At 68.3% G+C, this 26,334-nt stretch carries 24 protein-coding genes and 2 tRNA genes; 12 read left to right on the forward strand and 14 right to left on the reverse strand.

Annotation, left to right across the window (positions count from 1 at the left end; all coding sequences use genetic code 11):
- Positions 1 to 35: 35 nt before the first annotated feature.
- The 10 genes from lysA to guaB1 form a co-directional block, all read right to left on the reverse strand.
- Positions 36 to 1,499 (reverse strand): diaminopimelate decarboxylase, encoded by a 1,464-nt coding sequence (lysA, locus tag BC102111_RS06790; RefSeq protein ID WP_095375834.1) that lies wholly within the window; start codon positions 1,497 to 1,499, stop codon positions 36 to 38.
- Complete coding sequence (locus BC102111_RS06795; protein WP_101623878.1) at positions 1,500 to 2,366, reverse strand: DALR anticodon-binding domain-containing protein; 867 nt, start codon at positions 2,364 to 2,366, stop codon at positions 1,500 to 1,502.
- A 46-nt stretch (positions 2,367 to 2,412) separates the two neighbouring features.
- Positions 2,413 to 3,588: an MFS transporter gene (locus BC102111_RS06800; protein ID WP_095375832.1), complete on the reverse strand. Its 1,176-nt coding sequence runs from the start codon at positions 3,586 to 3,588 to the stop codon at positions 2,413 to 2,415.
- A 44-nt stretch (positions 3,589 to 3,632) separates the two neighbouring features.
- Entirely contained in the window at positions 3,633 to 6,170 is a 2,538-nt protein-coding gene (locus BC102111_RS06805) for an FtsX-like permease family protein (protein ID WP_101623879.1), read from the reverse strand.
- Positions 6,167 to 6,928 carry an ABC transporter ATP-binding protein gene (locus BC102111_RS06810; RefSeq protein WP_063249722.1) on the reverse strand — a complete coding sequence of 254 codons (762 nt, stop codon included), beginning with the start codon at positions 6,926 to 6,928 and terminating at the stop codon, positions 6,167 to 6,169. The genes BC102111_RS06805 and BC102111_RS06810 overlap by 4 nt, the downstream gene beginning before the upstream one ends.
- Positions 6,929 to 7,003: 75 nt before the next feature.
- Positions 7,004 to 7,076: transfer RNA gene (locus BC102111_RS06815), tRNA-Arg, on the reverse strand.
- Positions 7,077 to 7,157: 81 nt separating this feature from the next.
- A complete protein-coding gene (locus tag BC102111_RS06820; protein ID WP_232252579.1) occupies positions 7,158 to 8,156 on the reverse strand; it encodes a M15 family metallopeptidase in 999 nt (332 codons plus the stop codon).
- Positions 8,157 to 8,427: 271 nt separating this feature from the next.
- Complete coding sequence (locus BC102111_RS06825; protein ID WP_009375271.1) at positions 8,428 to 9,474, reverse strand: hemolysin family protein; 1,047 nt, start codon at positions 9,472 to 9,474, stop codon at positions 8,428 to 8,430.
- On the reverse strand, positions 9,471 to 10,802 hold the full coding sequence (locus BC102111_RS06830) for a hemolysin family protein (RefSeq protein WP_009375269.1): 1,332 nt from the start codon (positions 10,800 to 10,802) through the stop codon (positions 9,471 to 9,473). Before BC102111_RS06830 ends, BC102111_RS06825 begins: the two co-directional genes overlap by 4 nt.
- 131 nt (positions 10,803 to 10,933) lie before the next feature.
- Positions 10,934 to 12,391: a GMP reductase gene (guaB1, locus tag BC102111_RS06835; RefSeq protein WP_101623881.1), complete on the reverse strand. Its 1,458-nt coding sequence runs from the start codon at positions 12,389 to 12,391 to the stop codon at positions 10,934 to 10,936.
- Between the two features lie 101 nt (positions 12,392 to 12,492).
- On the opposite strand from guaB1, the gene BC102111_RS06840 reads away from it, so the two are divergent.
- Genes BC102111_RS06840 through BC102111_RS18185 form a run of 3 tightly spaced genes read left to right on the forward strand, consistent with a single transcriptional unit; the run spans position 12,493 to position 17,029 of the window.
- Positions 12,493 to 16,281 carry a multifunctional oxoglutarate decarboxylase/oxoglutarate dehydrogenase thiamine pyrophosphate-binding subunit/dihydrolipoyllysine-residue succinyltransferase subunit gene (locus BC102111_RS06840; protein WP_101623882.1) on the forward strand — a complete coding sequence of 1,263 codons (3,789 nt, stop codon included), beginning with the start codon at positions 12,493 to 12,495 and terminating at the stop codon, positions 16,279 to 16,281.
- Entirely contained in the window at positions 16,278 to 16,895 is a 618-nt protein-coding gene (locus BC102111_RS06845; protein WP_009375263.1) for a GDSL-type esterase/lipase family protein, read from the forward strand. Before BC102111_RS06840 ends, BC102111_RS06845 begins: the two co-directional genes overlap by 4 nt.
- Before the next feature lie 59 nt (positions 16,896 to 16,954).
- Entirely contained in the window at positions 16,955 to 17,029 is a 75-nt protein-coding gene (locus tag BC102111_RS18185; protein WP_100227367.1) for a 50S ribosomal protein bL37, read from the forward strand.
- Positions 17,030 to 17,106: 77 nt separating this feature from the next.
- Here BC102111_RS18185 and rsrA read toward each other — a convergent pair whose 3' ends face one another.
- Together rsrA and BC102111_RS06860 are read right to left on the reverse strand one after the other, a co-directional pair.
- Positions 17,107 to 17,373 carry a mycothiol system anti-sigma-R factor gene (gene rsrA / locus BC102111_RS06855; protein ID WP_009375261.1) on the reverse strand — a complete coding sequence of 89 codons (267 nt, stop codon included), beginning with the start codon at positions 17,371 to 17,373 and terminating at the stop codon, positions 17,107 to 17,109.
- Positions 17,370 to 18,014, reverse strand: coding sequence for a sigma-70 family RNA polymerase sigma factor (locus tag BC102111_RS06860; RefSeq protein WP_269668304.1), 645 nt, complete (start codon positions 18,012 to 18,014; stop codon positions 17,370 to 17,372). Before BC102111_RS06860 ends, rsrA begins: the two co-directional genes overlap by 4 nt.
- Positions 18,015 to 18,227: 213 nt before the next feature.
- Here BC102111_RS06860 and BC102111_RS06865 point away from each other — a divergent pair, with 213 nt between their 5' ends.
- The 5 genes from BC102111_RS06865 to BC102111_RS06885 are packed head-to-tail and all read left to right on the forward strand — an operon-like array spanning position 18,228 to position 23,094.
- Positions 18,228 to 18,725 (forward strand): DoxX family protein, encoded by a 498-nt coding sequence (locus tag BC102111_RS06865; RefSeq protein WP_040340965.1) that lies wholly within the window; start codon positions 18,228 to 18,230, stop codon positions 18,723 to 18,725.
- Positions 18,712 to 20,019, forward strand: coding sequence for a 3-phosphoshikimate 1-carboxyvinyltransferase (aroA, locus tag BC102111_RS06870; protein ID WP_373270477.1), 1,308 nt, complete (start codon positions 18,712 to 18,714; stop codon positions 20,017 to 20,019). The genes BC102111_RS06865 and aroA overlap by 14 nt, the downstream gene beginning before the upstream one ends.
- A gap of 1 nt (position 20,020) precedes the next feature.
- Positions 20,021 to 21,040, forward strand: coding sequence for a ribosome small subunit-dependent GTPase A (gene rsgA, locus BC102111_RS06875; RefSeq protein WP_101623884.1), 1,020 nt, complete (start codon positions 20,021 to 20,023; stop codon positions 21,038 to 21,040).
- A 9-nt stretch (positions 21,041 to 21,049) separates the two neighbouring features.
- On the forward strand, positions 21,050 to 21,841 hold the full coding sequence (hisN, locus tag BC102111_RS06880; protein WP_101623885.1) for a histidinol-phosphatase: 792 nt from the start codon (positions 21,050 to 21,052) through the stop codon (positions 21,839 to 21,841).
- Positions 21,838 to 23,094, forward strand: a complete 1,257-nt coding sequence (locus BC102111_RS06885) for an aminotransferase class I/II-fold pyridoxal phosphate-dependent enzyme (protein ID WP_227007045.1) — start codon at positions 21,838 to 21,840, stop codon at positions 23,092 to 23,094. Before hisN ends, BC102111_RS06885 begins: the two co-directional genes overlap by 4 nt.
- A gap of 204 nt (positions 23,095 to 23,298) precedes the next feature.
- Here the strand turns inward: BC102111_RS06885 and BC102111_RS06890 are convergent, their stop codons facing one another.
- Positions 23,299 to 23,847, reverse strand: a complete 549-nt coding sequence (locus BC102111_RS06890) for a YceI family protein (RefSeq protein ID WP_101623887.1) — start codon at positions 23,845 to 23,847, stop codon at positions 23,299 to 23,301.
- A gap of 272 nt (positions 23,848 to 24,119) precedes the next feature.
- Between BC102111_RS06890 and BC102111_RS06895 the strand changes: the two genes are divergently transcribed.
- A tRNA-Met gene (locus BC102111_RS06895) sits at positions 24,120 to 24,196 on the forward strand.
- Here BC102111_RS06895 and BC102111_RS18190 read toward each other — a convergent pair.
- Positions 24,153 to 24,479 carry a helix-turn-helix domain-containing protein gene (locus tag BC102111_RS18190; RefSeq protein ID WP_101623902.1) on the reverse strand — a complete coding sequence of 109 codons (327 nt, stop codon included), beginning with the start codon at positions 24,477 to 24,479 and terminating at the stop codon, positions 24,153 to 24,155. The genes BC102111_RS06895 and BC102111_RS18190 overlap by 44 nt on opposite strands.
- Before the next feature lie 111 nt (positions 24,480 to 24,590).
- On the opposite strand from BC102111_RS18190, the gene BC102111_RS06905 reads away from it, so the two are divergent.
- Genes BC102111_RS06905 through BC102111_RS06915 form a run of 3 tightly spaced genes read left to right on the forward strand, consistent with a single transcriptional unit; the run spans position 24,591 to position 26,322 of the window.
- Positions 24,591 to 24,848 carry a helix-turn-helix domain-containing protein gene (locus tag BC102111_RS06905; protein ID WP_098730977.1) on the forward strand — a complete coding sequence of 86 codons (258 nt, stop codon included), beginning with the start codon at positions 24,591 to 24,593 and terminating at the stop codon, positions 24,846 to 24,848.
- Positions 24,848 to 25,753, forward strand: a complete 906-nt coding sequence (locus BC102111_RS17530) for a helix-turn-helix domain-containing protein (protein WP_146001399.1) — start codon at positions 24,848 to 24,850, stop codon at positions 25,751 to 25,753. Before BC102111_RS06905 ends, BC102111_RS17530 begins: the two co-directional genes overlap by 1 nt.
- Positions 25,750 to 26,322: a hypothetical protein gene (locus BC102111_RS06915; RefSeq protein WP_146001400.1), complete on the forward strand. Its 573-nt coding sequence runs from the start codon at positions 25,750 to 25,752 to the stop codon at positions 26,320 to 26,322. The genes BC102111_RS17530 and BC102111_RS06915 overlap by 4 nt, the downstream gene beginning before the upstream one ends.
- Positions 26,323 to 26,334 lie beyond the last annotated feature (12 nt).

Consider the following 26,334-nt stretch of genomic DNA (forward strand, 5'->3'; position numbering starts at 1 on the left):
TGTTCTCAGTGGTTCTCGGTGGTTCGCAGGTGATCTCAGCGCTCTGCCGGATCAGGATTCTTCCCGTCGGTGGTCGGGTCCGCCATCCCCGGGTCGCTCGCGAAGAGCTGCGAGTACGTCTCCGGGGTGACGATCCACTCCACCCTATCCCGTGTCACGGCGAGCACCCCCGGCCGAGTGACATGATTGTAATTGCTCGACAGTGACCGACAGTAGGCGCCGGTGCCGGGAACGGCGACGAGGTCGCCGGGTGCCACGTCACCGCCCATGTACTCGTCACGGACGATGACGTCGCCGGACTCGCAGTGCATGCCGACGACGCGGACGACGACGGGAGCGGCGGGCGAGTTCCGATTTGCCAAGGTACACGAATAGTCGGCGTCGTAGAGAGCTGTCCGAATGTTGTCGCTCATCCCGCCGTCGACGGCGACGTAGGTGCGCACACCTTCGTCGGTGACGACCTCCTTGACGGTGCCGACGCGGTAGAGCGTGAACACCGCGGGCGAGACGATCGCCCGGCCCGGCTCGATCGAGATCCGCGGGACGTTCGTGCCCAGTCCGCGGCACTCCTTGGCGACGACGGCGGCGAGTTCGGAGGCCATCTCAGCGACGGGGATCGGCGTGTCCTGCGAGGTGTAGCGGATCCCGAAGCCGCCGCCGAGGTCGACCTCGGGGAGGTCGACGCCGTGGGTGGCCATGATCTCGGCGCGCAGGGCAAGCACGCGGGCGGCGGCGACCTGGAAGCCGGAGATGTCGAAGATCTGGGAGCCGATGTGCGAGTGGAGCCCGTCGAGGCGGAGGTGGGCGGAGTCGACGACGCGCGCGGCGGCGGCGCTCGCCTTGCCCGCGGACACGGAGAGGCCGAACTTCTGGTCCTCGTGGGCGGTGGCGATGAAGTCGTGGGTATGGGCTTCGACGCCGACGGTGACGCGCAGCATCACCGGCGCGACGACGCCCTTGGCCGCGGCGATGGTCTCGAGACGGTCGATCTCGTCGAGGCTGTCGACGATGATCCGTCCCACCCCGTAGTCGAGGGCGTACTCGAGTTCGGCGACGGACTTGTTGTTCCCGTGCAGGCCCACGCTCGCCCCGGGGACTCCGGCGGCGCGGGCGATCATCATCTCTCCGAGCGAGCACGTGTCGAGTCCCAGTCCGGCCTCGTGCACCCACCGGGCCACCGCCGTGCAGAGGAACGCCTTGCCCGCGTAGAAGACGTCGGCGCCGGCGAGCCCGTGCTCCGGGGCGAATGCGGCCGAGTACGCCTGACGGAAGAGCTCTGCGCGGGAGACGAAGTCGTCGACGTCGAAGACGAATGTCGGCGTGCCGAAGCGTTCGGCGAGGTCGGTCACGGGGTGACCGGCGACGGTGAGGACGCCGTCTGAGTCCTTGGCGACGTTGTCCGACCACAGGCTCGGCATGACGGCGTTGACGTCGTCGGGATAGGGCAGCCACACGGGGGCGGGCGTCGCGTGCAGGGGGCCTGCGATGTGAGCGGGCATCTACATCCTCTCCGGGGCGCGCACGCCCAGCAGTCTCAGTCCTCGGGCGAGGACGGTGGTCACAGCATCGACGAGCACGGCCCGGGCGGCGTGGACGGCGGTGATGTCGGCGTCGAGAGTGGGGACGAGCGTGTGACTCGCCGCCCAGTCGAGGTAGGCGTGGGCGAGGTCGGCGAGCGTTGCGGTCAGCGCCGCCGGGTCCCGCGTGCGCGCGAGGGTGTCTGCCGCCTCGGTGACGTGGACGAGCAGGCTCCGCTCGCCGGTGTCGAGGGTCTCGGCGCCGACGATCTCGGCTGAGTCCGGTCGGGCCTCCCCCACTCGGACGTCGCCCCTGGCGGCGGTGCGCGGGCATCCGCCGGGGACTCCGGCGGCGGCTGCATTGCGGAGCAGTCGGCGGCCGTGGGCGTGGCTGCGGCGGATGAGGTGGACGGGATCGTCGTCGAGGGCGCGGGCCGGACCGTCGGGGACCTCGGGTGCCGGATCCCCGTCGTCGGCGGATGTGTGTGCGTCAGCGGCGGGGACTGCGTCAGCGCCCGGTTCCGCATCAGCGATCTGCTCGGCGATGATCGCGCAGACGGCGGCGAGGAGGCTCGCCGCGGTCACCTCGATGCCGAGGAAGCCCGGACCCGACACGGTCACCGCCGCGATGTCGGGATGGCGGCGAAGCGCCTCGGCGAACTGCTCGGCGACGTCATGGGCGTCGGCTCCGTCGAGGCGAGCCGCGGTGCGCAGGGCGAGGTTCGAATGCCAGTGACCGGGGGTTCTGCCGTCGGCACGACGCAGCACCGCACCATCGGCCGGATGCGCAGTCCGGGCGGCGTCGGCCGCCGCCTCGGCGAGGACGGTGCGCAGCTGTTCCGGGGTCACTCGTCAAGCGTACTCGGCACGCGATCCGCGCACCGAATCGCCCGGCTCAGATATGGCCGGCCCGGGTGGCGGGGACGGTGACGGCGAGTTTGATCCCGACGGAGGCGAGGACGAGGACGAAGGCGGGCCACAGACTCCCTCCGGCTCCCACCAGGAGGCCGAAGAGCAGGGGACCCGTCGCGGCGAGCAGGTAGCCGCCGCCCTGGACGAATCCGGACAGCGCCGCCGAAGCCTCGGGGCCGCGCGAGCGCAGGGTGATGAGGGTGAGCGCGAGCGGGAACGTGGAGATGCCGATGCCGAGCAGCACGGTCCACAGCACCGGGGCCGCCTGCGGGGCGAGCCAGAGGCCGAGGTAGCCTGCGGCGAGGCTGAGGCAGAAGGCGACGACTATCGCGGCCGAGGAGCGCAGCCTGGCGGCCATTGCCGGGAGGACGAAGCCGAGGACGAGCGGGATCGCGGTGACGAGGGCGAGCATGGCTCCGGCGAACGCGGAGTCGAAGCCTGCGCGGGTGAGCAGCGGAGGCAGCCACGTGAAGAGGATGAAGTTGTTGAACGAGGTCATGCCCGTCATCGTCATCAGCGCCCAGGCCCGCGGGGTCGAGAGCAGCCGGCGCAGCTCCCGGCCGCCCACGGATGCGGCTCTCACCTCGGTCTGCGGGGCGGGACGGCACGCGGCGATGACACCCCACACGGCGACTGCGAGGCCGGCGCAGGCGACCCAGACGAGCAGCGAGCCGCGCCAGCCGAGTTCGCGGGCGAGCGGGACGGCGACGAGCGGGGGCACGAAGGTCCCGAGCTGGAGGAGACCGACGTGGACGGTGGAGACGAACGCGACCCGGTCCGGGAAGTACGCCTTGACGATCGGGGGCACGACGACGTTGCCCAGCCCCATGCCCGCCAGCGCGAGGACGCTGAGGGCGAGGAAGAGGCCGGGGTCGGAGACGAGGGCGCGGACCCCGAGTCCGAGGGTGATCATGGCCATCGCCGCCACGGTCATCGTCATCGCGGAGAAGCGGGTGATGAGGCGCGGGGCGAGGAACCCGCAGAGCCCGTAGAGCAGCGGCGGGAGCATGCCGATGACGGCGAGGAACGTCCCGCCGAGGCGGATCTCGCCGCCCATCGTCTCGAGCAGCGGGGACAGTCCGGTGACACCGGGCCGAAGGTTGAATGCGGCGACGACGATACCGGTGAGGATGATCCCCGACGTCCACGCTGGTCTCATGTGTGCCTTTCTACCACTGAGGCCGTGCCCGGCTACCGGCAGGGTCAGGTCTCCTGCTTGAGCCCTTCGACCGGGGACAGCCGTGCGGCGCGACCGGCCGGGGCCAGCGCCGAGAGGATCCCGGCGATGACGGCGACGGCGAGGATGCCGAGCGAGGCGGGGATCGACCAGTCGACGACGAATGCCGATGAGAAGTCGACGGTGATGAGTCGGGTCGCGACGATGCCCAGGGCCCCGCCGAGGCCGAGCCCGATGAGCGCGGCGACGACGGAGATGAGGACCGCTTCGAAGGCGAGCAGAGCGCGCAGCTGCGCGAGGCTGAGGCCGAGGGCGCGCAGCAGCGAGTTCTCCCGTCGGCGTTCGATGACCGAGAGGCTGATCGTGTTCGAGACCCCGATGAGGGCGATGAGGACGGCGATGAGGAGGACGCCGACGGCCGTGAGGAGGAGCACGTCGATGACCTGGGCGAAGAGCCCGCGTTCGACCGCCGAACCGATGACCTCGTCGGTGGCGACGTCGAGTGCCTCGGCGACCTGCTGCCGGATGCGCAGGACGTCGGAGCCGCTCTGGTCGGGGGCCAGGGTGATGAGCACAGCCGTCGACGCCGCGGAGATGCCGATCCTGTTGCCGACGTCAGCGGTCGTGAAGTAGGCCCGGCTCGACTCCCCCGACTTCTCGACCGGCAGCGTCGCCGTCGTCAGCCCCTGCACCTGCACCGACTGCCCCGGGTAGTTCTCAGGCACCGTCACCCGCCCGGCGACCACCGGGGGCGCCGACTCGCCGAGGAGGGCCGAGAGCGAGCTCGGATCGACGATGTAGAGCTCGGCATCGTCGTCGACGACGGACCCGTGGTACGCGAGCACCGCCGTGGCGACGCCGTCGATGTCGCGGATCTCCTCGATGACGTCCTGATCGGCGGCGGTGCCGAGGTTGACGGCGACGTCGACGGGGAAGTGCTGTTCGAGGCCCGCCCCGAACGTCGCCTTCGTCGACATGCCGCCGACGACGAGAGTGGAGACGAGCGTGACGCCGATGACCAGCGCCGCGGCTGTCGACCCGGTGCGGCGGCGGTTGCGCAGCGTGTTGAGCGTGGCCAGTTGGCCCGGCAGACCCCACGGGGTGACGACGAGGTCGCCGATCCACGAGACCACGGGCGGGATGATCTGGCCTGAGCCGAGGACGAGTCCGACGACGACGAGGATGCCGCCGAGGGCGCCGACGAGGATCCAGACGGGCGAGTCGACGGCGAAGACGAGAGCGAGGACGACGGCGAGGGTGCCGATGACGATGCTCCCCCACCCGGAGAGGACACGCGCCCGCGACTGCGAGGTCGGAGCGCTGGGGACGTCGAAGGGCTGCAGCGCCTCGAGCGGGGTCACCGCGATCGCGCTGCGTGCCGGCCGGATCGTCGCCGCCACGGTGAGGAGGACGCCGACGACGACGCCGGCCAGCAGCGTCCAGGCCGGCACCGTGAGCGAGACGTAGGCGAACTCGTCCTTCCAGACCCGGGTGGCGACGGCAACGAGCAGGGCGCTCACCCCGATCCCGGCGATGACCCCGAGGAGCGAGCCGAGGAGTCCGACGAACACGCCTTCGACGAGGACCGAGCCGTAGAGCTGTCGGCGGGAGGCGCCGATGCAGCGGAGCAGGGCGAGTTCGCGGCGACGACCGGCGACGATGACCGAGAACGTGTTCGAGACGACGAGGACGGCGACGAGGACGGAGATGCCCGCACAGCCGAGCAGCATCCATGCGATGAAGTCGCTGCCCTCGGAGAACTCCGCGACCCGGCGGTCGACCGCCTCGTCGACGGTCATCGTCTCCATCCTGTCGCGGAGGACGGAATCGGCGATGCGGGTCTCGATCGCAGAGCGCACCGTTTCCGGGTCGGCATCGGAGGACAGACCGAGCTGGATGGCGGCGACGTCACCGGAGCGGGCGAAGTGCTCGCGGTAGCTCGCCCCCGTCGTCAGGGCCCGGGGCATGCCGACGAAGGTGGGGTCGTCGCCCATCTCCGCGATGCCGACGACGGTGAAGTCCGTGGCCGAGTGCCGCGGTCCGCGGTAGACGGGCATCGAATCGGTGTCGGTGTCGATCCGGGCGGTCGCCGTGGTGAACCGCAGGGTGTCTCCGACACCGACGCCGAGGTCGGCAGCCGTCGCCGTGTCGACGACGACGTCCGTGGGCTCCTGCGGACGGGATCCCTCGACGACGGAGAACGTGTCGAGTCGGGGATCTCCCGGCGCGGGGGTGACGGCGAAGTCGGTGTCGGCGATTCCGCCGCCGCGCGCCGAGGCGACGGCGCTGGCGGTGACCTCGACCGCACTCACCCCGGGCACCCCCGCCAGCGACTCCGTCACCGCGGCGACCTCAGGCGGGTCGATCGCGGCTCCGGTGACGGGCATGACGACGACTCCGGCCCGGGAGAACGACTGTCCGATCCCCTCCCGCAGGCTCTCCTGCAGCGAGGTGTTGATGATGAGGGTGGCCGAGACGAATCCCGCAGCGAGCGCGATGCCGAGACCGATCGCTGCGAACCGCGCCCAATGGGCGCGGATCTGGGCGAAGGCCACGGAGATCATCGCGCGCTCAGCTCGCTCAGGGCGGTGACGACTGTCTCCGTCGTCGGGTCGGCGATCTCACCGCCCACACGACCGTCCTTGAGCAGCACCACCCGATCGGCGTGGGCGGCGGCGACGGGGTCGTGGGTGACCATGATGATCGTCTGACCGTATTGGGCAGCGGCGGCATGGAGGAGGTCGAGCACCTCGGCGCCGGAGAGGGAGTCGAGGTTGCCCGTCGGCTCGTCGGCGAAGACGACATCGGGCTTCGTCAGCAGGGCACGGGCGACGGCGACGCGCTGCTGCTGGCCGCCGGAGAGCTCGTGGGGGCGGTGCCGGAGTCGGTCGCCGATGCCGAGGCGCTCGACGATCTCCGCCTTCCACGCCTCGTCGACGGAGCCGCGGGCGAGCGAGACCGGCAGATCGATGTTCTGGTCGGCATCGAGGGTGGGGACGAGGTTGAAGGCCTGGAAGATGAAGCCGACGCGGTCGCGGCGCAGCTGGGTCAGCTGCCGGTCGTCGAGTCCGGTGATGTCCTCGCCGCGCATGAGGATCTCCCCCGAGTCGACGCGGTCGAGGCCGGCGAGCACATGCATGAACGTCGACTTGCCCGACCCGGAGGGGCCCATGATGGCGGTGAAGCGCCCGGAGTCGAAGTCGACGCTGATGTCGTCGAGCGCAGTCACCGCGGTCTCGTCGCGGCCGAAGCTCTTGCGCAGGTGACGGGCGCGCAGCACCGCCTCGTCAGAGCTGCTCGGCGCGGGGGAAGGAGTCGACATCACTGTCCTCGTGATCGCGGTCGGCGCGGGATAGACGAACCGCCCATCTCGACGTGGGAGATGGGCGGATCACTGTGCCCGCGACAGGATTCGAACCTACGACCTTCTGCTCCGGAGGCAGACGCTCTATCCGCTGAGCTACGCGGGCAACGCATGTCATGCTATCACCGACTGGGATCCGAACCCAAAACGCCGCCCGATCGTGTCGGACGGCGCAGCGGGGCGGGACTCAGGAGCCCTTCATGCCTTTGCGGCCGGGCACGTACTCCCAGTGCCACAGCTCGTACGAGTTGGCCTTGGCCCAGTCCGGGTTCTCCCAGCCGTACTTGCCGGCGTTGGCGGCGAGCCAGTCGTAGTTCGAGGTGTCGAGGTCGAGCGCGAGACCCCAGCCGTGGTTGGAGGTGCCCGGGCGGGCGGCGAAACCCGGCTTGCGGGCCGCGACCGAGATCTGCCCGGCCATGTCACGGTACGAGTCCGTGATGCCGAGGTCCTTGCCGGTGTCCTTCTTGAACGCGGCGTTCATCTCGGCGAAGGCGACAGCGGCGTCCGAGCGCAGCCTGTGGTCGCCGACGCCGATGCCGCACAGCCATTCGTCGGGCAGCTCGCCGTTCGAGGGTGAGCCCTTCGGAGCCTCACCGGAGCAGCCGGGCAGGACCGACTTCTCGATCGCACGGGACGCGGCCTCGGCCTTGTTCTGCTTGGCGCTGGGAGCGCCGATCTCGATGCTCGTCTTCTCGTCGGTCGCGGGAATGTCCGCGGAGACCGATTCCGCGTTGATCGCACGCGCCGGGGCCGCGGCCGCGGTCTCATCGACCTTGACCTCCTGGCCGCCCATGTTGCCGGCGATCATCACGGCCGCGATAGCGGTGCCGGTGACCGAGACGGTCGCCAGCGCCGAGGCGGTGGTCACCCGCTTGCGGCGGACGGAGCGGAGCAGGGAGCCGTCGGAGCCGCGGTTGCCCGCGAAGGCGGCGACGCTTCCCGAGGCGCGTTCGGCGGCCAGGGCCGCACGCCTGGGCGAACCCGCCTGCGCCGCAGCCTCAGCGGCCATCGCCGCTCGCCGGGGCGAGAGGGGCTGGGACTGAGGCTGAGATGCGGATTCCCGCGTCTGCGGGGTCGTGTCGGCGGTGCGCCGGGAGAGGAGAGAGGGAACGCTCGAGGAGGCGTGCTGCTTGCGTAGATCGCGTCGGCGCACAGGCGCCTCCACGGTCGAGGTGTCACTCGACATATCACTCCGAACTGTCGTCTGCTGTGCTGCACGCCCGCGGTCGGGCAGGCGGCCGAAAAGCTTATGTCACAACACTATAACGGCATTGTTACAGAAAGTCATGTCTCTGCAACGTTTCGGCCCTGACCTCGCAGAACGTACGGGGCAGGCGTGTCGGAGCACCGCTGATCCGTGACCTGGCGCACATCGATCGTTACATTCCGTTACACAGGCCACGCCGTTCGGGAGACCGGGATCACCGTTGGGGCGTGCGAATGTGGGCGAACTCACCTCAGCCGTTCGCGCGACCGCGCTGCATCGCGTCCTGGACCTCGCCGACGAGCTCCTCGAGGACGTCCTCGAGGAAGAGGACGCCGAGCACCTCGTCGTCGGCCGAGAGGACCCGGGCGACGTGGATGCCGACCTTCTGCATCTGCGCGAGCGCCTCCTCGACCTCGTCGTCGGCGCGCACGGTGAAGAGCGGGCGGAACCGCTTCGCCGGCACCGGCTCGGTGTCCCGATCGGCGTAGAGGACGTCCTTGATGTGGAGGTAGTTCTCCGGATACCCGTCATCGTCGACGACGAAGTACCGCGAATATCCCGTGCGGCCGACGAGGGTGACGAGCTCGTCGGGAGTCACGCTCTCGCTGATCGTCACGAGTTCGGACATCGGCACCATGATGTCGGCGGCGGTCTTGTCGCTGAACTCGAGCGCTCCCTTGAGCAGTCCGATGTCGTCGCTGAGCAGGCCCTCGCGCTTCGACTCGGCGACGATCGACTCGACCTGCTCGATCGTGTAGGCCTCGTTGACCTCGTCACGAGGTTCGATGCCGATGAGGCGGAGCACGGCGTTGGCGAGTCCGTTGAGCGGTCGGATGACGAAGCCGAAGACGCGGGAGAGGAACACCAGCGGCGGAGCGAGCAGCATCACGGCACGCCCCGAGGTGGCCAGGGCGATGTTCTTCGGCACCATCTCGCCGATGACGACATGGAGGTAGGTGACGATGCCGAGGGAGAGGATGAACGAGATCGTCGACGAGAGGCTCGCCGGGATGCCGAGGCCCTCGAGTGGCCCGGAGAGCAGATGGTGGATCGCCGGCTCAGAGACGTTGCCGAGCAGCAGCGAGCACACAGTGATGCCGAGCTGGCAGATCGCGAGCATGAGCGAGACGTGCTCCATCGCATAGAGGGCCGTGCGCGCGGCGGCGGAGCCCTCGGCGGCCTTGGGCTCGACCTGTGAGCGCTTGGCGGCGACGATGGCGAACTCGGCGGCGACGAAGAACGAGTTGCCGAGCAGCAGGACGACGAGCCAGACGAGTCCGAACCAGTCAGCGCTCATGCCGCACCGCCTTCCTGCTCGTAGAGTGCGTGGTCGGTGGCGCGCAGCACCACCCGGAGGCGTTCGATGCGCCGGCCGTGCATGCGCTCGACCCTGATGAGCGCGTCGGGCGTGCGCACCTCGTCTCCGGGCACCGGGATCCGACCAAGCTCCTTGAGGACGAAGCCGGCGACGGTCTCGTAGTCGGGGTCCTCCGGGATCGTCAGCCCGATCGTCGTCTCGATCTCGTCGGGGCGCAGCTGACCGGGCACGATCCACGAGCCGTCGCGGGCGGGCCGGGCGGCCACCCGCATCCTGTCGTGCTCGTCGGCGACCTCTCCGACGAGTTCCTCGACGACGTCCTCGAGGGTGACGACACCGGCGGTGCCGCCGAACTCGTCGACGACGACGGCCAGCTGCATGCCCTTGCCGCGCAGCTCCATGAGCAGCGGGTCGAGGCGCAGCGTCTCGGGGATCTCCGTGACCTCTGTCATCAGCCCTCCCGCGTACGCGTCATCGCGGTTGGCCACGGGAACGGCGAAGGCCTGTTTGACGTGGACGACGCCGACGATGTGGTCCTTGTCCTCGCCGGCGACGGGGAACCGGGAGTAGCCGGTCTCACGCGCCTGCTCGATGATCTGCCGGGCGGTGGTGTCCTTGACCACCGAGGACATCCGTGTGCGCGGCGTCATGACGTCCTCGGCGGTGCGCTCGGAGAAGCTCAGGGTGCGCTCGAGCAGACCGGCGGTCTGCTCGTCGAGGACGCCCTCCTCGGCGGAGTGGCGCACGAGCGAGGTGAGCTCGTCCGGGGAGCGCCCGACAGAGCCCTCCTCCTGCGGTTCGATCCCCATGGCGAGCAGGATCTTGTTCGCCGTGCCGTTGAGTGCGGCGATGAGCGGGCGGAGCACGACGGAGAACGCGTACTGGATCGGCGCGGCGATGCGCCCGGTGGCCAAGGGCACTGCGATCGCGAGGTTCTTCGGAACGAGTTCGCCGAAGATCATCGACAGCACCGTCGAGACGATGAGGGCGATGGTGAGCGCGAGCGGCTCCGACAGGCCCGGGCTCAGTCCCCAGGTCTCGAAGACCGGGGAGAGCAGTCTGCCCAGCGACGGCTCCATGAGGTAGCCCGTGAGCAGAGTGGTGATCGTGATGCCGACCTGCGCGGCGGAGAGCTGCGTGGACAGGTGCGTCATCGACTGCCGCAGCGTCTTCGCCCCGACGACGCCGTCGGCGACGGCTCGGTCGGCCGTGTGGCGGTCGAGGGTGAGGAGGGAGAACTCCGCTGCGACGAAGATGCCCGTGCCGGCGATGAGCAGGAGGGCGAGGGCGAGGAACAGCCACTCCATCAGCGGTGCGCCCCCTCATGCAGGGGCGGGGTGAGAGTCTCGATGTCTCCGCTGACCCTCACGGGTCGGGGGTCATCGTCTGGGTCGCCGGCTTCCCGCCGGCGGGGACTGTCACTCTGCATGCGACGATCCTACCAACTTCCGCTCACAGGTCGACCTTCTTCGTAGCCCGCCGTACTCTGCACGCCCACGCTCGCCCGATCGGCGAATTCCTCGAGATCCGCGGCTCCGGCGTAGGTGAATGAGCTGCGCACCCCGGAGGTGATCGAGTCGAGGAGGTCCTCGACGCCCGGGGACGCCGGATCGATGTACATCGTCGACGAGGAGATGCCCTCCTCGAACAGTCCCTTGCGGGCGCGCGAGAACGCCGACTCAGTGCGCGTCCGGTTGGCCACCGCGCGGGCCGAGGCCATGCCGAAGCTCTCCTTGTACTTCCGCCCCTCGCCGTCGACGAGGAGGTCGCCCGGGGATTCGTGCGTGCCGGCGAACCACGAGCCGATCATCACCTGGGAGGCCCCGGCGGCGAGTGCGAGCGCGACGTCACGGGGGTAGCGCACTCCCCCGTCGGCCCAGACGTGGGCACCGAGCTCGGCGGCCGCTTCGGCGCATTCGCGCACGGCCGAGAACTGCGGGCGTCCCACCGCTGTCATCATCCGCGTCGTGCACATCGCTCCCGGACCGACGCCGACCTTGACGATCTGCGCACCGGCCGAGACGAGGTCGCGGACCCCGTCGGCGGTGACGACGTTGCCGGCGACGATGGGCACACCGAGGTCGGCGTCCGCGACGGCCGTGAGGACGTCGAGCATCTTCGCCTGGTGGCCGTGGGCGGTGTCGATGACGAGAGTGTCGGCTCCGGCCTCCACGAGCGCGCTCGCCCGTTCGACGGCGTTGCCGTTGACGCCGATCGCCGTGGCGATCTTGAGGCGTCCCTCGTCGTCGAGGTTCGGCGTGTAGATCGACGACCGCAGCAGCGACTTCGGGGTGAGCGCCCCGAGGAGGACGCCCGCGTCATCGACGACCGCGGCGTAGGCGGTGCGCGCCTCGTTCATCGTCTCGAACAGCTGTGCGAGGGCTTCCTGGTCCTCCCAGTCGATCTCGTCGGCCCGGATGACCTGCGGGGAGGTCTGGACGAGTTCGCCCACCGCGGTGAAGCGATCGACATCACGCAGGTCGGCGGCGTCGATGACCCCGACGAGCCGACCGGCATCGTCGACGACGGCACCGAGACCGTGGGCGCGCTTGCCGAGCACGTGGAGGGCGGAGAGGACGGTGTCCTCGGCGGAGAACCGAAGCGCCGACTCGAAGACCCGGTCCCGGCTCTTCACCCAGCGGATCGTGTCCTCGGCGGCGGTGAGCGGGATGTCCTGCGGCAGGACTGCCAGGCCGCCTCGGCGGGCCATCGTCTCCGCCATCCGTCGCCCGGACACGGCCGTCATGTTCGCGGCCACGATGGGGGTCGGGGACCCTGTCGGATCGGTGGTCGTGAGGTCGACATCGAAGCGCGAGGTCAGCGACGAGGAGTTGGGGACAAGGAACACGTCGGAATACGTGAGATCGTGATCCGGTTGGTGTGAAATGAAACGCATGACACTATTGTCCCCCATGTGCACACAGCGGAGCACATCGCGTTAGGCTGGTATGTGTCGTATTGCAGCAATTCGTGAACAGGAAGTAGGCGATCAGCGCCGTGTCCGTCAATACTCCGAACCGCACCGTCGACGACTTCGGATCGAACGAGTGGTTGGTCGAGGAACTGTACGAACAGTACAAGTCAGACAAGAACTCTGTAGACAAGTCCTGGTGGCCGTTCTTCGACCAGTACGAGAAGACGGACGGAGCGCAGACGACGAAGGCTGCGGATTCCGCATCCGGTGGGGATGCCCCGCAGAAGAAGGCGGCCGACGAGCCGCAGGGCAAGACCGAGGCGAAGTCGGCTCCCCAGGCGAAGGGGTCGCCGCAGGCCGAGGACGCGGGAACCGCGGCTCGCCCGGATTCGGTCCCGGCCGCGAAGGAGACCTCGCGCGGCGTCTCCCCGTCCTCGGCCGAGACGGAGACGCTCAAGGCGGAGTCGAAGTCGGTGCCGAAGGTGACGACGAAGGACGTCGAGCCGAAGCCCGCCCCGGAGGAGACCGTCACCCCTCTGCGCGGACCCGCCAAGCTCATCGCCAAGAACATGGACGAGTCGCTCGAGATGCCGACGGCGACCTCGGTGCGCGCCCTGCCGGCGAAGGCGCTCATCGACAACCGCATCGTCATCAACTCGCACCTCAAGCGCACCCGCGGCGGCAAGGTCTCGTTCACCCACCTCATCGGCTTCGCCGTCATCCGCGCCCTGAAGAACTTCCCGTCGATGAACGTCTCCTACGACGTCCGCGACGGCAAGCCCGCGATGGTCTCGCCGGCGCACGTCAACTTCGGCCTCGCCATCGACGTCCCGAAGAAGGACGGCACCCGCTCACTGCTCGTGCCCAACGTCAAGAAGGCCGAGACGCTGACCTTCCGGCAGTTCGTCGACGCCTACGACGGCCTCGTCGACAAGGCCCGCAAGGGCAAGCTCACCGCTGACGACTTCGCCGGCACGACGGTGTCGCTGACGAACCCCGGCGGCATCGGCACCGTCCACTCGATCCCCCGCCTGACCAAGGGGCAGGGCGCGATCATCGGAGTCGGTGCGCTCGACTACCCGGCCGAGTTCCAGGGCGCGAGCCAGCGCACGATCAACGACCTCGCCGTCTCGAAGGTGCTCACGCTCACCTCGACCTACGACCACCGCGTCATCCAGGGAGCCGGCTCGGGCGAGTTCCTCAAGCTCGTCCACGGATACCTGCTCGGTGAGGACGGCTTCTACGACGACGTCTTCGAATCGCTGCGCCTGCCCTACGAACCCGTGCGCTGGGTTCCCGACGTCTCCGCCGAGGACCAGGACGACGTCAACAAGACCGCCCGTGTCATCGAACTCATCGACGCCTACCGGACGCGCGGCCACCTCATGGCCAACATCGATCCGCTCGTCTACCGCCAGCGTTCGCATCCCGACCTCGACATCAACCAGCACGGACTGACCCTCTGGGACCTCGAACGCGAGTTCCCCACCGGCGGTTTCGGCGCGAAGCCGATGATGCCCTTCCGCAACATCCTCGGTCTGCTCCGGGAGAGCTACTGCCGGACCATCGGCTTCGAGTACATGCACATCGCCGATCCGCTCCAGCGCCGCTGGTTCCAGGCGAAGATCGAGGTCCCCCACCAGGAGCTCACCCGCGCCGAGCAGGGGCACATCCTCGGCCGTCTCAATGCCGCCGAGGCGTTCGAGACGTTCCTGCAGACGAAGTACATCGGACAGAAGCGCTTCAGCCTCGAGGGCAGCGAGTCGGCCATCGTCCTCCTCGACGAGGTCCTCAACCAGTCCGCGGACGCCGGACTCGAAGAGGTTGCGATCGGCATGGCCCACCGCGGTCGCCTCAACGTGCTCACGAACATCGCGGGCAAGTCCTATGCGCAGATGTTCCGGGAGTTCGACGGCACCATGTCTCCCGACAGCGTCCAGGGCTCCGGCGACGTCAAGTACCACCTCGGCACGCAGGGCTCGTTCACCTCGCCCTCGGGCAACTCGACGAACGTCTACGTCGCAGCGAACCCCAGCCACCTCGAGACGGTCGATCCCGTCCTCGAGGGCATCGTGCGCGCGAAGCAGGACGTCATCGACCAGGGAGAGGCAGGCTTCTCCGTGCTTCCCGTCCTCGTCCACGGTGACGCCGCGTTCGCGGGTCAGGGTGTCGTCGCCGAGACGCTCAACCTCTCCGAGCTGCGCGGCTACCGCACCGGCGGGACGATCCACATCATCATCAACAACCAGGTCGGGTTCACGACTCCGCCCGCCTCGGCGCGTTCGTCGTTCTACTGCACCGACATCGCGAAGTCGATCAACGCCCCGATCCTCCATGTCAACGGCGATGACCCCGAAGCCGTCGTCCGGGCGGCCCGTCTCGCGTTCGAGTACCGCCAGGAATTCAATCGCGATGTCGTCATCGACCTCGTCTCCTACCGCCGTCGCGGACACAACGAGGGCGACGACCCGTCGATGACCCAGCCGCTCATGTACTCCCTCATCGAGAAGAAGGGGTCGGTGCGCAAGCTCTACACCGAGTCCCTCGTCGGCAGGAAGTGCATCACGGATGAGGAGGCCGCCGAGGCGCTCAAGGACTACCAGTCGAAGCTGGAGTCCGCGTTCGCCGAGACGAAGGCCGCCGAATCCGGGTCGGGCAAGGGCAGCGCGTTCAACGCCCCGCACCGACCGAGCGACATCGAGGCCCTCAACGACGTCTCGACGGCGATCAGCCCCGAGACCCTCAAGCGCATCGGCGACGCATTCGTCGACGTGCCCGAGGGCTTCACGGTGCACAAGAAGCTGCGCGCGCTGCTCGAGAAGCGCCGGGAGATGGCCATGCACGGCGGCATCGACTGGGGCTTCGCGGAGCTGCTCGCCTTCGGCTCGCTGCTCATCGAGGGCATCCCGGTGCGGCTGGCCGGGCAGGATTCGCGCCGCGGCACCTTCGTCCAGCGCCACTCGGTGCTCATCGACTCCGTCAACGGCAACGAGTGGACGCCTCTGCAGAACATCAGCGACGACCAGGCGCGGTTCTACGTCTACGACTCGCTGCTGAGCGAGTACGCGGCCGTCGGCTTCGAGTACGGCTACTCCGTCGAGCGCAAGGACGCCCTCGTGGCGTGGGAGGCGCAGTTCGGCGACTTCGCGCAGGGCGCCCAGTCGGTCATCGACGAGTTCGTCTCCTCGTCCGAGCAGAAGTGGCAGCAGAACTCCGGTGTCGTCATGCTCCTGCCCCACGGGTACGAGGGACAGGGACCCGACCACTCCTCGGCGCGCATCGAGCGCTACCTGCAGCTGTGCGCGGAGTCGAACATGACCGTCGCGTTCCCCTCCAGCGGCGCCTCGTACTTCCACCTGCTGCGCCGGCACGCGCTGACCCCGAACAAGCGCCCGCTCATCGTCTTCACCCCGAAGTCGATGCTGCGCCTCAAGGCGGCGGCGAACTCGCCGGAGGACTTCACCTCCGGGAAGTTCGAAGCCGTCATCGACGACCCGAGCATCGATCCGTCGAAGGTCGAGAAGGTCGTCCTCGTCTCCGGCAAGCTCTACTGGGAGCTGCTCGCCCAGCGCGAGAAGAACGGCGACGACACGACCGCTCTCGTGCGCGTCGAGCAGCTCTACCCGCTCGACGAGGACGCGATCACCGCGATCCTCGACCGGTACCCGGCCGATGTCAAGCTCGTCTGGGCGCAGGAGGAGCCGGAGAACCAGGGCGCGTGGCCGTTCATGGCCCTCAACCTCACCCCGCTCCTCGGCGGTCGTGACCTCACCCTCGTCGCCCGACCCGCTTCGGCGTCGACGGCGACGGGACTCAAGCACGTCCACGAGCTCCAGCAGGAAGAGGTCGTCGGCAGGGTGCTGCAGCGGTGAGCTCCGAGACCTCGACGACGATCGCCGTGGTCGGCGGCCCCTTGGTCGCCGGCCACGGCGATGGCCGCGGTCTCGGATGGGTCGGCAGGGTGACCGCACGGACCCTGCCGAGTCTGCCGGGCATGCGGGTCTACCCTCTGGCCGTCGGCCATGAGGATTCCGCAGGCCTCCATTCCCGTGCGATGTCGGAGGCGGCGCTGCGCTTCTCCGACGGTGCCGACAATCGGCTCGTGCTCGCACTCGGCTCCGGCGACCTCGATACCGGTCGCTCGGTGGCCCGCGCCAGACTCGACGTCGCCAACGTCCTCGACGAGGCGCTGGCGCGGAAGGTCTCGGCCTTCGTCATCGGTCCTCCGCCCGATCACGGAACGGATCGCAACCGGGCCATCGCCGAGCTGAATACGAGCTTCTCCGATGTCGCCAAACGCCGCGGCATCCCCTACGTCGACACCTACACCCCCCTGCTCGGCCATCCGGTCTGGCAGCGGGAGCTCGCGTCCTCGCACGACCGGCTGCCGGCTCAGGAGGGCTACGGGCTGCTCGCGTGGCTTGTCCTCCACCGCGGATGGTTCCCGTGGCTGGGCGTGCGCGACGTGCTCGGAGACGACGGGTGAACTTGGCCCTCGGTCCACAGGCGTGAAACAATGAACCGTCCAATCGAAGGAGAACTGCCATGAGCAAGCGAGGCCGCAAGCGTCGCGATCGCCGTCGTTCGAATGCCAACCACGGCAAGCGTCCGAACAGCTGATCCACCGTGCACCGCGGGTGCACAGAGAAGGCGGGGAGAGTCATCCGACTCTCCCCGCCTTCTGTCTGCTCCAGGCCTCAGCGCTGCCAGCGCACCTGCTCGACTGCGATCCTCCGCCGGATCTTCTCCTTGAGTCCCAGCGGGGCCTCCTCGCGGCCGCACGACCGCCGCACGACCTCTTTGAGCATCGCTTCGATCTCGTATTCGTCGTGGCAGGCCGGGCAGTGCTCGAGGTGGATCGAGATCTCACGGATCTCGGTCGTCGTCAGCTCCCCGTCGAGGTAGTGGTAGATGCGCATGAGCGATTCGGCCCGCATGCTCTCACAGCAGTCTCCGTCGGTCATTTCTCCCCTCCTTCGCGCTTGCCGAAGCCGCGCTCGGCGGCATACTCGGAGAGCATCTCGCGCAGCTGTCTGCGTCCACGATGGAGTCGCGACATCACTGTGCCGATCGGGGTGTCCATGATCTCAGCGATCTCCTTGTACGGCAGGCCTTCGACGTCGGCATAGTAGACGACCATCCGGAAGTCCTCAGGCAGGGCGGAGAGCGCATCCTTGACGTCGGAGTCGGGCAGGTGATCGAGGGCTTCGAGTTCGGCCGACCGCCCCTCGGAGGAGGTGTGGCTCGCGGCCTGGGCGATCTGCCAGTCCTCGATGTCCTCGCTGCCGTGCTCCTGCGGCTGCCGCTGCTTCTTGCGGTAGTTGTTGATGAAGGTGTTCGTGAGGATCCGGTAGAGCCACGCCTTGAGGTTGGTCCCCGGGGTGTACTGGTGGAAAGCTGCGTAGGCCTTCGCGTACGCCTCCTGCACGAGATCCTCGGCGTCGGCGGGGTTGCGGGTCATCCGCAGAGCCGCCGCGTAGAGCTGGTTGAGGTACTCGAGGGCGTCGCGCTCGAAACGAGCCGAGCGCTGTGCGTCGGTCTCGGTCTCGGTGGCTTCTCTGACTGATTCGGTCATCACCGTCAATGGTACGCCCGTTCTCTCCAGCACGGCAGTGGCACTCACTGACTCCTCCTCGTCCTCGGCGCTCTCCCACCGCGCACCCAGGTCGCGTGGATCCCGGCGAGCGGTCGGTCGTTGCCGTCGTCGGACCTGACATGCCGACGACATCGTGTACGGTCAACGCCGTCGCGCGGTTCCGATATTCCCTTTCGGCTATGCTTGCGGGTGAGATGCCCGACAGCCTCAGGAAGGAACCCTGTGTCCCCGATTCGACTTCTCGCAAGGCCCATGCTCGCCGCCGGCTACATCAGCAACGGCGTCGACCGTCTCCGCCGCCCTGAGGCAGCCGCAGCCTCGATCGCGCCGCTGCTCGCCCAGGCCCGCAAGCGCGTGGAGATCCCGCTCGATGCGACGACGATCGCCCGCGCCACCGGTGCCGCGCAGGTCGCTGCCGGTTCCCTGCTCGCCATCGGTCGTTTCCCGCGCCTGAGCGCCTCGATCCTCGTCGGCACCTACCTCCTCGACACCGTCGGGGAGCGCATCGCCGCGGAGAAGGCGACGTCGAAGGAGGAGAAGCGCACCCGCCTCGAGCGCACCCTCACCCGGACCTCGATGCTCGGCGGCGCCCTGCTTGCCAGCGTCGACACCGCCGGCAAGCCCGGACTGTGGTGGCGCACCCAGCACGCAGCCGAAGACCTCTGGTCCTCGGTCGAGAACACGTCGAAGCAGGCAATGAGTGCCCTTGGCGTCGACTGAGCCTCCCCCGTCAGCCGTGGGCGACTGGCGGCCTCCCCGCGCTCCCGAGGCCCTCGACGCCGTCGTCACGGTTCCCGGGTCGAAGTCGCTGACCAACCGCTATCTCGTCCTTGCCGCGCTTGCGGATTCCGAGTCGATCATCCGCGGGTGGCTGCGCAGCCGTGACACCGAGCTCATGGTCGGCGCCCTGCGCAGCCTCGGCGCGGAGATCACGGAGTCCGGCGACGACCTCCACGTCACCCCGATCGACTTCACTGCCGGTGGAGAACCGGTGGCGATCGACTGCGGTCTCGCGGGGACCGTCATGCGCTTCGTCCCCCCGATCGCCGCGGCCACCGGCCGTGAGGTGGTCATCGACGGGGATGAGCAGGCCCGGGCACGGCCGATGGACGTCACGATCGACTCCCTCACCCGCCTCGGCGCGTCCATCACCGCGGTCGACGACTCGCTGCCCCTGACGATCCATGCGGGGTCCGAGCTGCGCGGGGGGCATCTCGAGATCGCCGCGGGGACCTCGAGCCAGTTCGTCTCGGGTCTCCTCCTCGCCGCGGCGGCGATGCCGCTCGGCCTCGACCTGAGCAACCGGGGTGACAGTGTGCCCAGCCGGGCCCACATCGACATGACCCTCGAGGTTCTCGCCGATGCCGGAGTCGACGTCACCGAACCGGAGCCCGAGCACTGGATCGTCGAACCGGGCCTGCCGCGCGGGCTCGACGTCGTCGTCGAACCCGACCTCTCCAACGCCGCAGCCTTTCTCGCCGCGGCACTCGCCACCGGGGGCACCGTCACGGTGCCCGGCTGGCCGGCCCACACGACGCAGGCCGGTGACGACTTCCGCCGCATCGCCGAGGCGTTCGGCGCGGAGGTCGATCTCGATCGCCGTGGTCTGCGAATCCTGGGACCCCAGCGGCTCTCCCCCGTCGACCTCGACCTCTCAGCCGTCGGCGAGCTCACCCCGGTCGTTGCGGCGCTGGCCGCACTCGCCCCCGGGACGTCGCACCTGCGGGGAATCGGCCACCTGCGCGGGCATGAGACCGACAGACTCGCAGCGCTGTCCGCGGAGCTCGGCGCGCTCGGCGTCGACGTCGATGAGAGGCCCGACGCCCTGACGATCACCGGGGCGCGGCTGCGCGCGGGCACGTGGCACACCTACCACGACCATCGCATGGTCATGGCCGGGGCGGTCCTCGCCCTGGCCGCCGAGGACATCGTCATCGAGGACGTCGGCACGGTCGCGAAGACCCTGCCGGAGTTCGCGGGCCTCTGGGAAGCCATGCTCGCCGCCGAGGCCTGAGATGGCGCGCATCTTCCGCGATGAGGACTACCGGCCCAGGCCGAACCGGCGCGGCTCGCGTCCGCGGACGAAGCACCGTCCCAGTCACGAGTCAGCCGTCGACGGCCTCGTCACAGCCGTCGACCGCGGCCGCTACCGGGTCGTCCTCGCCGACGCCGACGGGGACTTCGACGCCGACGGCCGCACCGTCACCGCGGTGCGGGCCTCCAACCTGCGCAGGGTGGCCGTCGTCCCCGGCGACATCGTGCGCATCGTCGGCGACACCACGGGGCGCGATGGCACACTGGCCAGGCTCGTCGAGATCACCGAGCGGCGGACCCTGCTGCGTCGCAGCGCCGACGACACGGACCCCACCGAACGGGTCATCGTCGCCAACGTCGACCTCATGGGCATCGTCACCGCCACCGTCGACCCCGAACCGTCCTACGGCCTCATCGACCGGGCCCTGACCGCGGCCATCGACGCCGGCATCACCCCCCTCATCATCGTCACGAAGACGGATCTCGCTCCCGCCGACGACATCGCCCGCCGCTTCTCCGCGGCCGAGGTCGACATCGTCTCCTCGGGGCTGCGCTCCGACGGCAGCCTCGCCGACGACGCGGTCGCCGAGCGGCTAGCCGGTCATATCAGCGTCCTCGTCGGCCACTCCGGCGTCGGGAAGTCGACGCTGACGAACGCCCTCGTTCCCACCGCCGACCGGGCCACCGGCGACGTCAACGACGTCACCGGACGCGGTCGCCACACCTCCTCCTCGGCGGTGTGCCTGCCCCTGACAACCGGCGGCTGGCTCATCGACACCCCAGGCGTGCGCAGCTTCGGCCTCGCGCACGTCGACCGCGACGGCCTGCTGGCCGCGTTCCCCGAACTCGTCGAGGCGACGACCGAGTGCCCGCGCGGGTGCACCCACCTCGCCGATGCGCCCGGCTGCCGGCTCGATGCGTGGGTGGAGTCCGGGAAGGCCGGCCCCGGAGGGGTCTCACGGCTGGAGTCGCTGCGGAGGCTGCTCGCCAACGCTGGTTAGAGTGGGAGGATGAACGACCTCGACCTCGCGCTCGACCTCGCCGACCTCGCCGATTCGCTGAGCCTCTCCCGCTTCATCGCCCAGGACTTCACGATCGAGACGAAGCCGGACCTCACCCCCGTCACGGAGTGCGATCGGGCCGTCGAATCAGCGCTCGTCGACCGCCTCGCCGTCACCCGTCCCGACGACAGCGTCCTCGGCGAGGAGTTCGGATCCCACGGGACCTCGGACCGGCGATGGATCATCGATCCCATCGACGGGACGAAGAACTACGTCCGCGGAGTGCCCGTGTGGGCCACCCTCATCTCCCTCTACGAGGGTCAGCGGCCCCTCCTCGGCGTCGTCTCCGCCCCCGCGCTCTCCCGTCGCTGGTGGGCGGCAGCGGGACAGGGTGCCTTCGCACGGGGTCCCGGCGGTCCGGACCGGCGCATCGAGGTCTCGCGGGTCGACGACCTCGGCGACGCCTCCCTCTCCTTCGCCTCGCTGAGCGCCTGGCGCGATCTCGGGGTCCGCGACGAGTTCATCGCCCTCACCGATGCCGTGTGGCGCACGCGCGGCTACGGGGACTTCTACTCGTACATGCTCGTCGCCGAGGGCGCCGTCGACATCGCCTGCGAACCGGAGCTCGCCCTCTACGACATGGGGGCACTCGCTCCGATCGTCCTCGAGGCCGGGGGCACCTTCACGAACACCGCCGGGGTGCCCGGGGTCTTCGGCGGCAACGCCGTCGCGACGAACGGGCGCCTCCACGAGCGGGTGCTCGACGCCCTCGGCCGCGTCGCCCCCGAGGTCGCAGAATGAGGCCGGATCTCTCCCGCGCGATGCTCTGGCACGAGATGGCGGACGCGGCAGGACTCGTCGGTGCCGACGGGGAGCTCTCGGAGACGATCTACGGCCAGATGACGCAGCTGGCGGCGGCGACGGGGGCGGTCAACCTCGGCCAGGGTGCTCCGGGCACGGATGCGCCGGCGTCGCTCATCGAGGCGACGGCCGAGACCATGCGCGAGGGCTTCAACCAGTACGCCCCCGGGCAGGGACACCCGATCCTCCGCGAGGCGATCGCGCGCCGACGGGCGAAGGACTTCGGCCATCCGGTCGCCGCCGAGGAGGTGCTCGTCACGTGTGGGGCCACGGAGGGGCTGACCGCGGCGATCCTCGCCCTCGTCCCCCCGGGAGGCCGGGTCGTGACGTTCGAACCGTACTACGACGCCTACCCGGCTGCGGTCGCGGCGGCCGGCGGTGAGTTCGTCACCGTGCCTGTGCTCCAGACCGAGAGCGGATTCCGACCCGACTGGGAGGCGTTCGAGGCCGCGATGGCCGACGGTGCGGCGCTCGTCATCGTCAACACTCCGCACAATCCCACGGGATTCGTCTTCTCCGCTGAGGACTCCGCGCGAATCGTCCGCGCCGCCGAGACCGCGGATGCGTGGGTGCTCACCGACGAGGTCTACGAGCAGCTGGTCCTCGACGAGAGTGCGCACATCCCTCCGGCCGTGGCCGCAGCCGACCCTGCCCGAGTCGTCACGGTCTCCTCAGCGGGCAAGAGCTGGAACATCACCGGGTGGAAGATCGGCTGGGTCATCGCCGCACCGGAGGTGCGGGAGGCGATCCAGGCCGTCAAGCAGTTCCTCACGTTCACCGGCGGTGGGCCGATGCAGGTCGGCCTCGCCCGTCTGCTGGACTCGGACGACGATTTCGTCGCGGGCAATCGCCGGTCCCTGCGCGAGCGAGCCGAGGTGCTCGTCGCCGCATGTGCGAGCGTGCCCGGTGCCCGGGCCTCGGATCCGGCCGCCGGATACTTCACCGTCGTCGACTTCTCTGCGCTCACCGATCTCGACGCGTTCGCCCTCAATGATCTCCTCGCCCGCAGGCACGGGCTCGTCGGCATTCCCGTCCCGGCCCTGTGCCGGCCGGACTCGACCGCGTCCGAGGCCTACCGGAGCGCCATCCGGTACTCGTTCTGCAAGTCACCGGCCGACGTCGCCGAAGGGGCCCGACGGTTCCGCTCCCTCGCCGAGGCGGTCGCCGCCGATCCGCGGCTGCTCGCCGGCTGATGCGGCTGGCGCCTGGGCGGCGCCGCCTCTTCTGCTGACACGGCTGGTGCCCGGGCAACGCCGGCTCCCCGGCCGATTCGGCTGATACCGCTGGGCCCTCGGGACACGCGACAGCGGGCCGCTCGGAGAGAGCGGCCCGCTGTGGGGTCGTCCGGACACAGGCGCACACCTGTGTCCGGACAGAATGGTGTGAGTACCGGGCGATCAGGCCTTGGTGAGCTCAAGGTCGAGGGCGATCTTGATCTTGTCGGACACGAGCAGCTCGCCGCCGCCGAGCACGGCGCTGAACTCCATGCCGAACTCCTTGCGATCGACCGTCGCCTCAGCCGAGAGCCCGGCGAGCTGGTTGCCGTTCGGATCGGTGGCGACGCCGTTGAACTCGCTGTCGAAGGTCACGCGCTTCGTCACTCCGCGCATCGTGAGGTCGCCTTCGAGCGCGAACTCGTCGCCCGACTCGGCCTTGATGCCGGTCGAGGTGAAGGTGAGCTTCGGATGCTGATCGGCAGCGAAGAAGTCGCTCGTCTTCAGGTGCTGGTCACGCTGGGCGTTGCGGGTGTTGATCGAGTCGACGACCGCTTCAGCGGTGACCGAGCTGTCCTCGAGGGTCTCACCGACCTGGACGGTCCCGGCGATCGTCTCGAAGTTGCCGCGGACCTTCGAGACACCCGCGTGCCGGGCGGTGAAGGTGAACTCCGAGTGGTTCGGGTCGATGTTCCACGTTCCGGGGGTGAGTCCGTTGGGAAGTGCGGTCATGTGCCTGTCCTCCTTTTGATTGAAATTTGAAGTACGTCAGTGACTATAATTGAGACTTCAACCAGATGCAAGCCCTGCGCGCGGAGGCCCTCTGCTCGACGGGCCTTCTGTGCACAGTCGCACCGGACCCGCCTTGGCATCATCGCCCCCGCGCCCGCCCGGCATCCTCTCAGGATCTGCGGTTCGGGTGAACCCCAGGTTACCGTGTGGCAAAGGTCACTTGTCCAGGATTTTGCTCCGGGAATTACGCTCGTGTAATGTGGAGACCACGCCGCGGGGTGGAGCAGTTCGGTAGCTCGCCGGGCTCATAACCCGGAGGTCGGAGGTTCAAATCCTCCCCCCGCCACCAAAGTGGCAGAACCCTCAGTCAGTTCAACTGGCTGGGGGTTCTTCTCATTCACAATGCCCTCCCCCAGCAGCTGCGAAAGCGAAATGCCCATGTACCGGGCGATGGCAAGCAGCTCATCGATCCGGAAGGGCATCTCGCCGCGAATCCGCTTCGACACATTCCTCTGGGCAAATCCGAGAATCTCGGCGATGTCCGCCTGTCGCAGGTTGTACCGCGTCATCCACGCGGCAACTTCGCGTCCGACTCTCTCGTTCTCAGTCAACTGAAGCTCTCCAATAGTCATGAGTCCAGCGTAGATCGAAAGCGGCACAATGTAAACGATATGGCGACACGCTGAGAACCTATAGATCTACATTTCCTTGACCGGTAGAACCTATGTGTATACGGTGGCACCATGAGATATACACGACAGGTGCGAGCTAACGTGCTCGCCGAGATGGGCCGAAGAGAACTCAAACAAGGTGACGTTGCTCAGATTCTGAACACAAGTCAGCGTTCAGTGTCGAAACGCATGACCGGCGATACAGACTGGCGGATCGGGGATCTGCTGCGGCTGGCGCAAGCGTGGGATATTCCGATTGCAACTTTGCTCGAAGGTACAGAGGACGACCCGTTCGCTCCTAATGGCGACCCGAAGCCGGTAGGTGCATGATGGCCCTCGCACTGGAATCAAAATTCTCTGAAGCCGAGGCACGCGAGCTTACAGACGAACTGCGAAGTGACTACGGATCGCTACAGGTCAAGATCTCCACCGCGTGGCAGGGACGAATTTGGCTGGCGCTCGGGTACGACTCCTGGCAGGACTACCTCGACAATGAGTTTAGAGATGTCAGCTTGCGTCCGCCGAAGGACCTTGAAGAACAAGTGATCTCCGAGCTTCGGGCAGCAGGGATGAGCACTCGAGGGATCGCATCAGCGGTCGATATTAGTCACCCTACGGTGTACCGCCGTCTGCGGGATGCAGGTGTTTCAAATGAAACACCTGAGGACGCGGCCCGCACAGGTGAGCCAAGTGATTCATCTGCCGTTCCTGCCCCGGTCATCGGTCTGGACGGCAAGTCTTACCAGCCTCAACGTCCGACTCCCCCGGCTGACCGGACAGAGGACATCGTGGATGCCGAGGTCATTGTCGAAGAGTCATGGCGCTTGACCGGTCAGGAGCCGGACACTGACCGGCTGGCATCAGACCTGGGAATCGAGCCGATCACGGTCACCATGACCGGCACGGACGCTCGCCTGTCCGGGGCACACATTGTCCGGGTGGTCCACGAACTGCACGCAGGCACACGGGCACCTCTGCCCCTGGTCAAGAAGAAGTCCAAACTCCTTGAGCAGGCATTCGCGACCGGTCTGGCCAACAGTGACCAGTTCGAGTTGGAGCAGATCACGGACCTCGGTCAGGACGTCGCGGACACGGTCGCCGTGCTGACCGACCTACTGACCGCAATGGACAGCAGCGGACCAAGTGTCCGGTCAGTGCTGACTGACCGGGATACTGCCGGTTCCATGCGGAAGGCAGTCAAGAACCTGAGCATGATCACGGGTGACCGGTCATGACCATGGACCGCCTACCCAAGCTGACCGGACGAGCTGTCCGCCGAGCATCAAAGGAACGCCCCCGCTTCTTCATCTCCCTCGGAGCAGATGATGCCGTGGTCGTGATGCCACGCGGTTGGATAGACAAGATCGCACTGCTGAACACTCAGCCGGTGAACTTGGTCAACTTCACTGACTCACTTGAGAACAAGGTCGTCGTGATCGGTGACCGGATCGTTCTTCACCGGTACACGTTCTGCGGCCTCCTATTCGGGAGCATGACAGGCGTATTCGCAACGGCACTCCTTGGGTCGATCATTCCGCTCGTGATCGGAGTAATCGGCGCACCAATGCTGCTGAGCCTGTGGAACATGGTCAGGGAATCACGCGGCATCGGCGTCGATAAGCAATTCCGGGCGCTGCGGCGGGTCTACTCTCCGAGTCTCATGCATTCGAACTGCGCGGTGGATGCGCGTGGGCTGACCCCGGGATGTAGGTCCAGTCGTTGTGTGAGTCGTCTTGATGCTCGCTGCTGCGGGCAGGAAGACTGGTCTCATCATGACGAACACGAGGAAGCGGCACACGCCTGAGCAGGTCGTGCG

It is taken from the genome of Brevibacterium casei CIP 102111 (assembly GCF_900169275.1).
GTDB lineage: Bacteria > Actinomycetota > Actinomycetes > Actinomycetales > Brevibacteriaceae > Brevibacterium > Brevibacterium casei.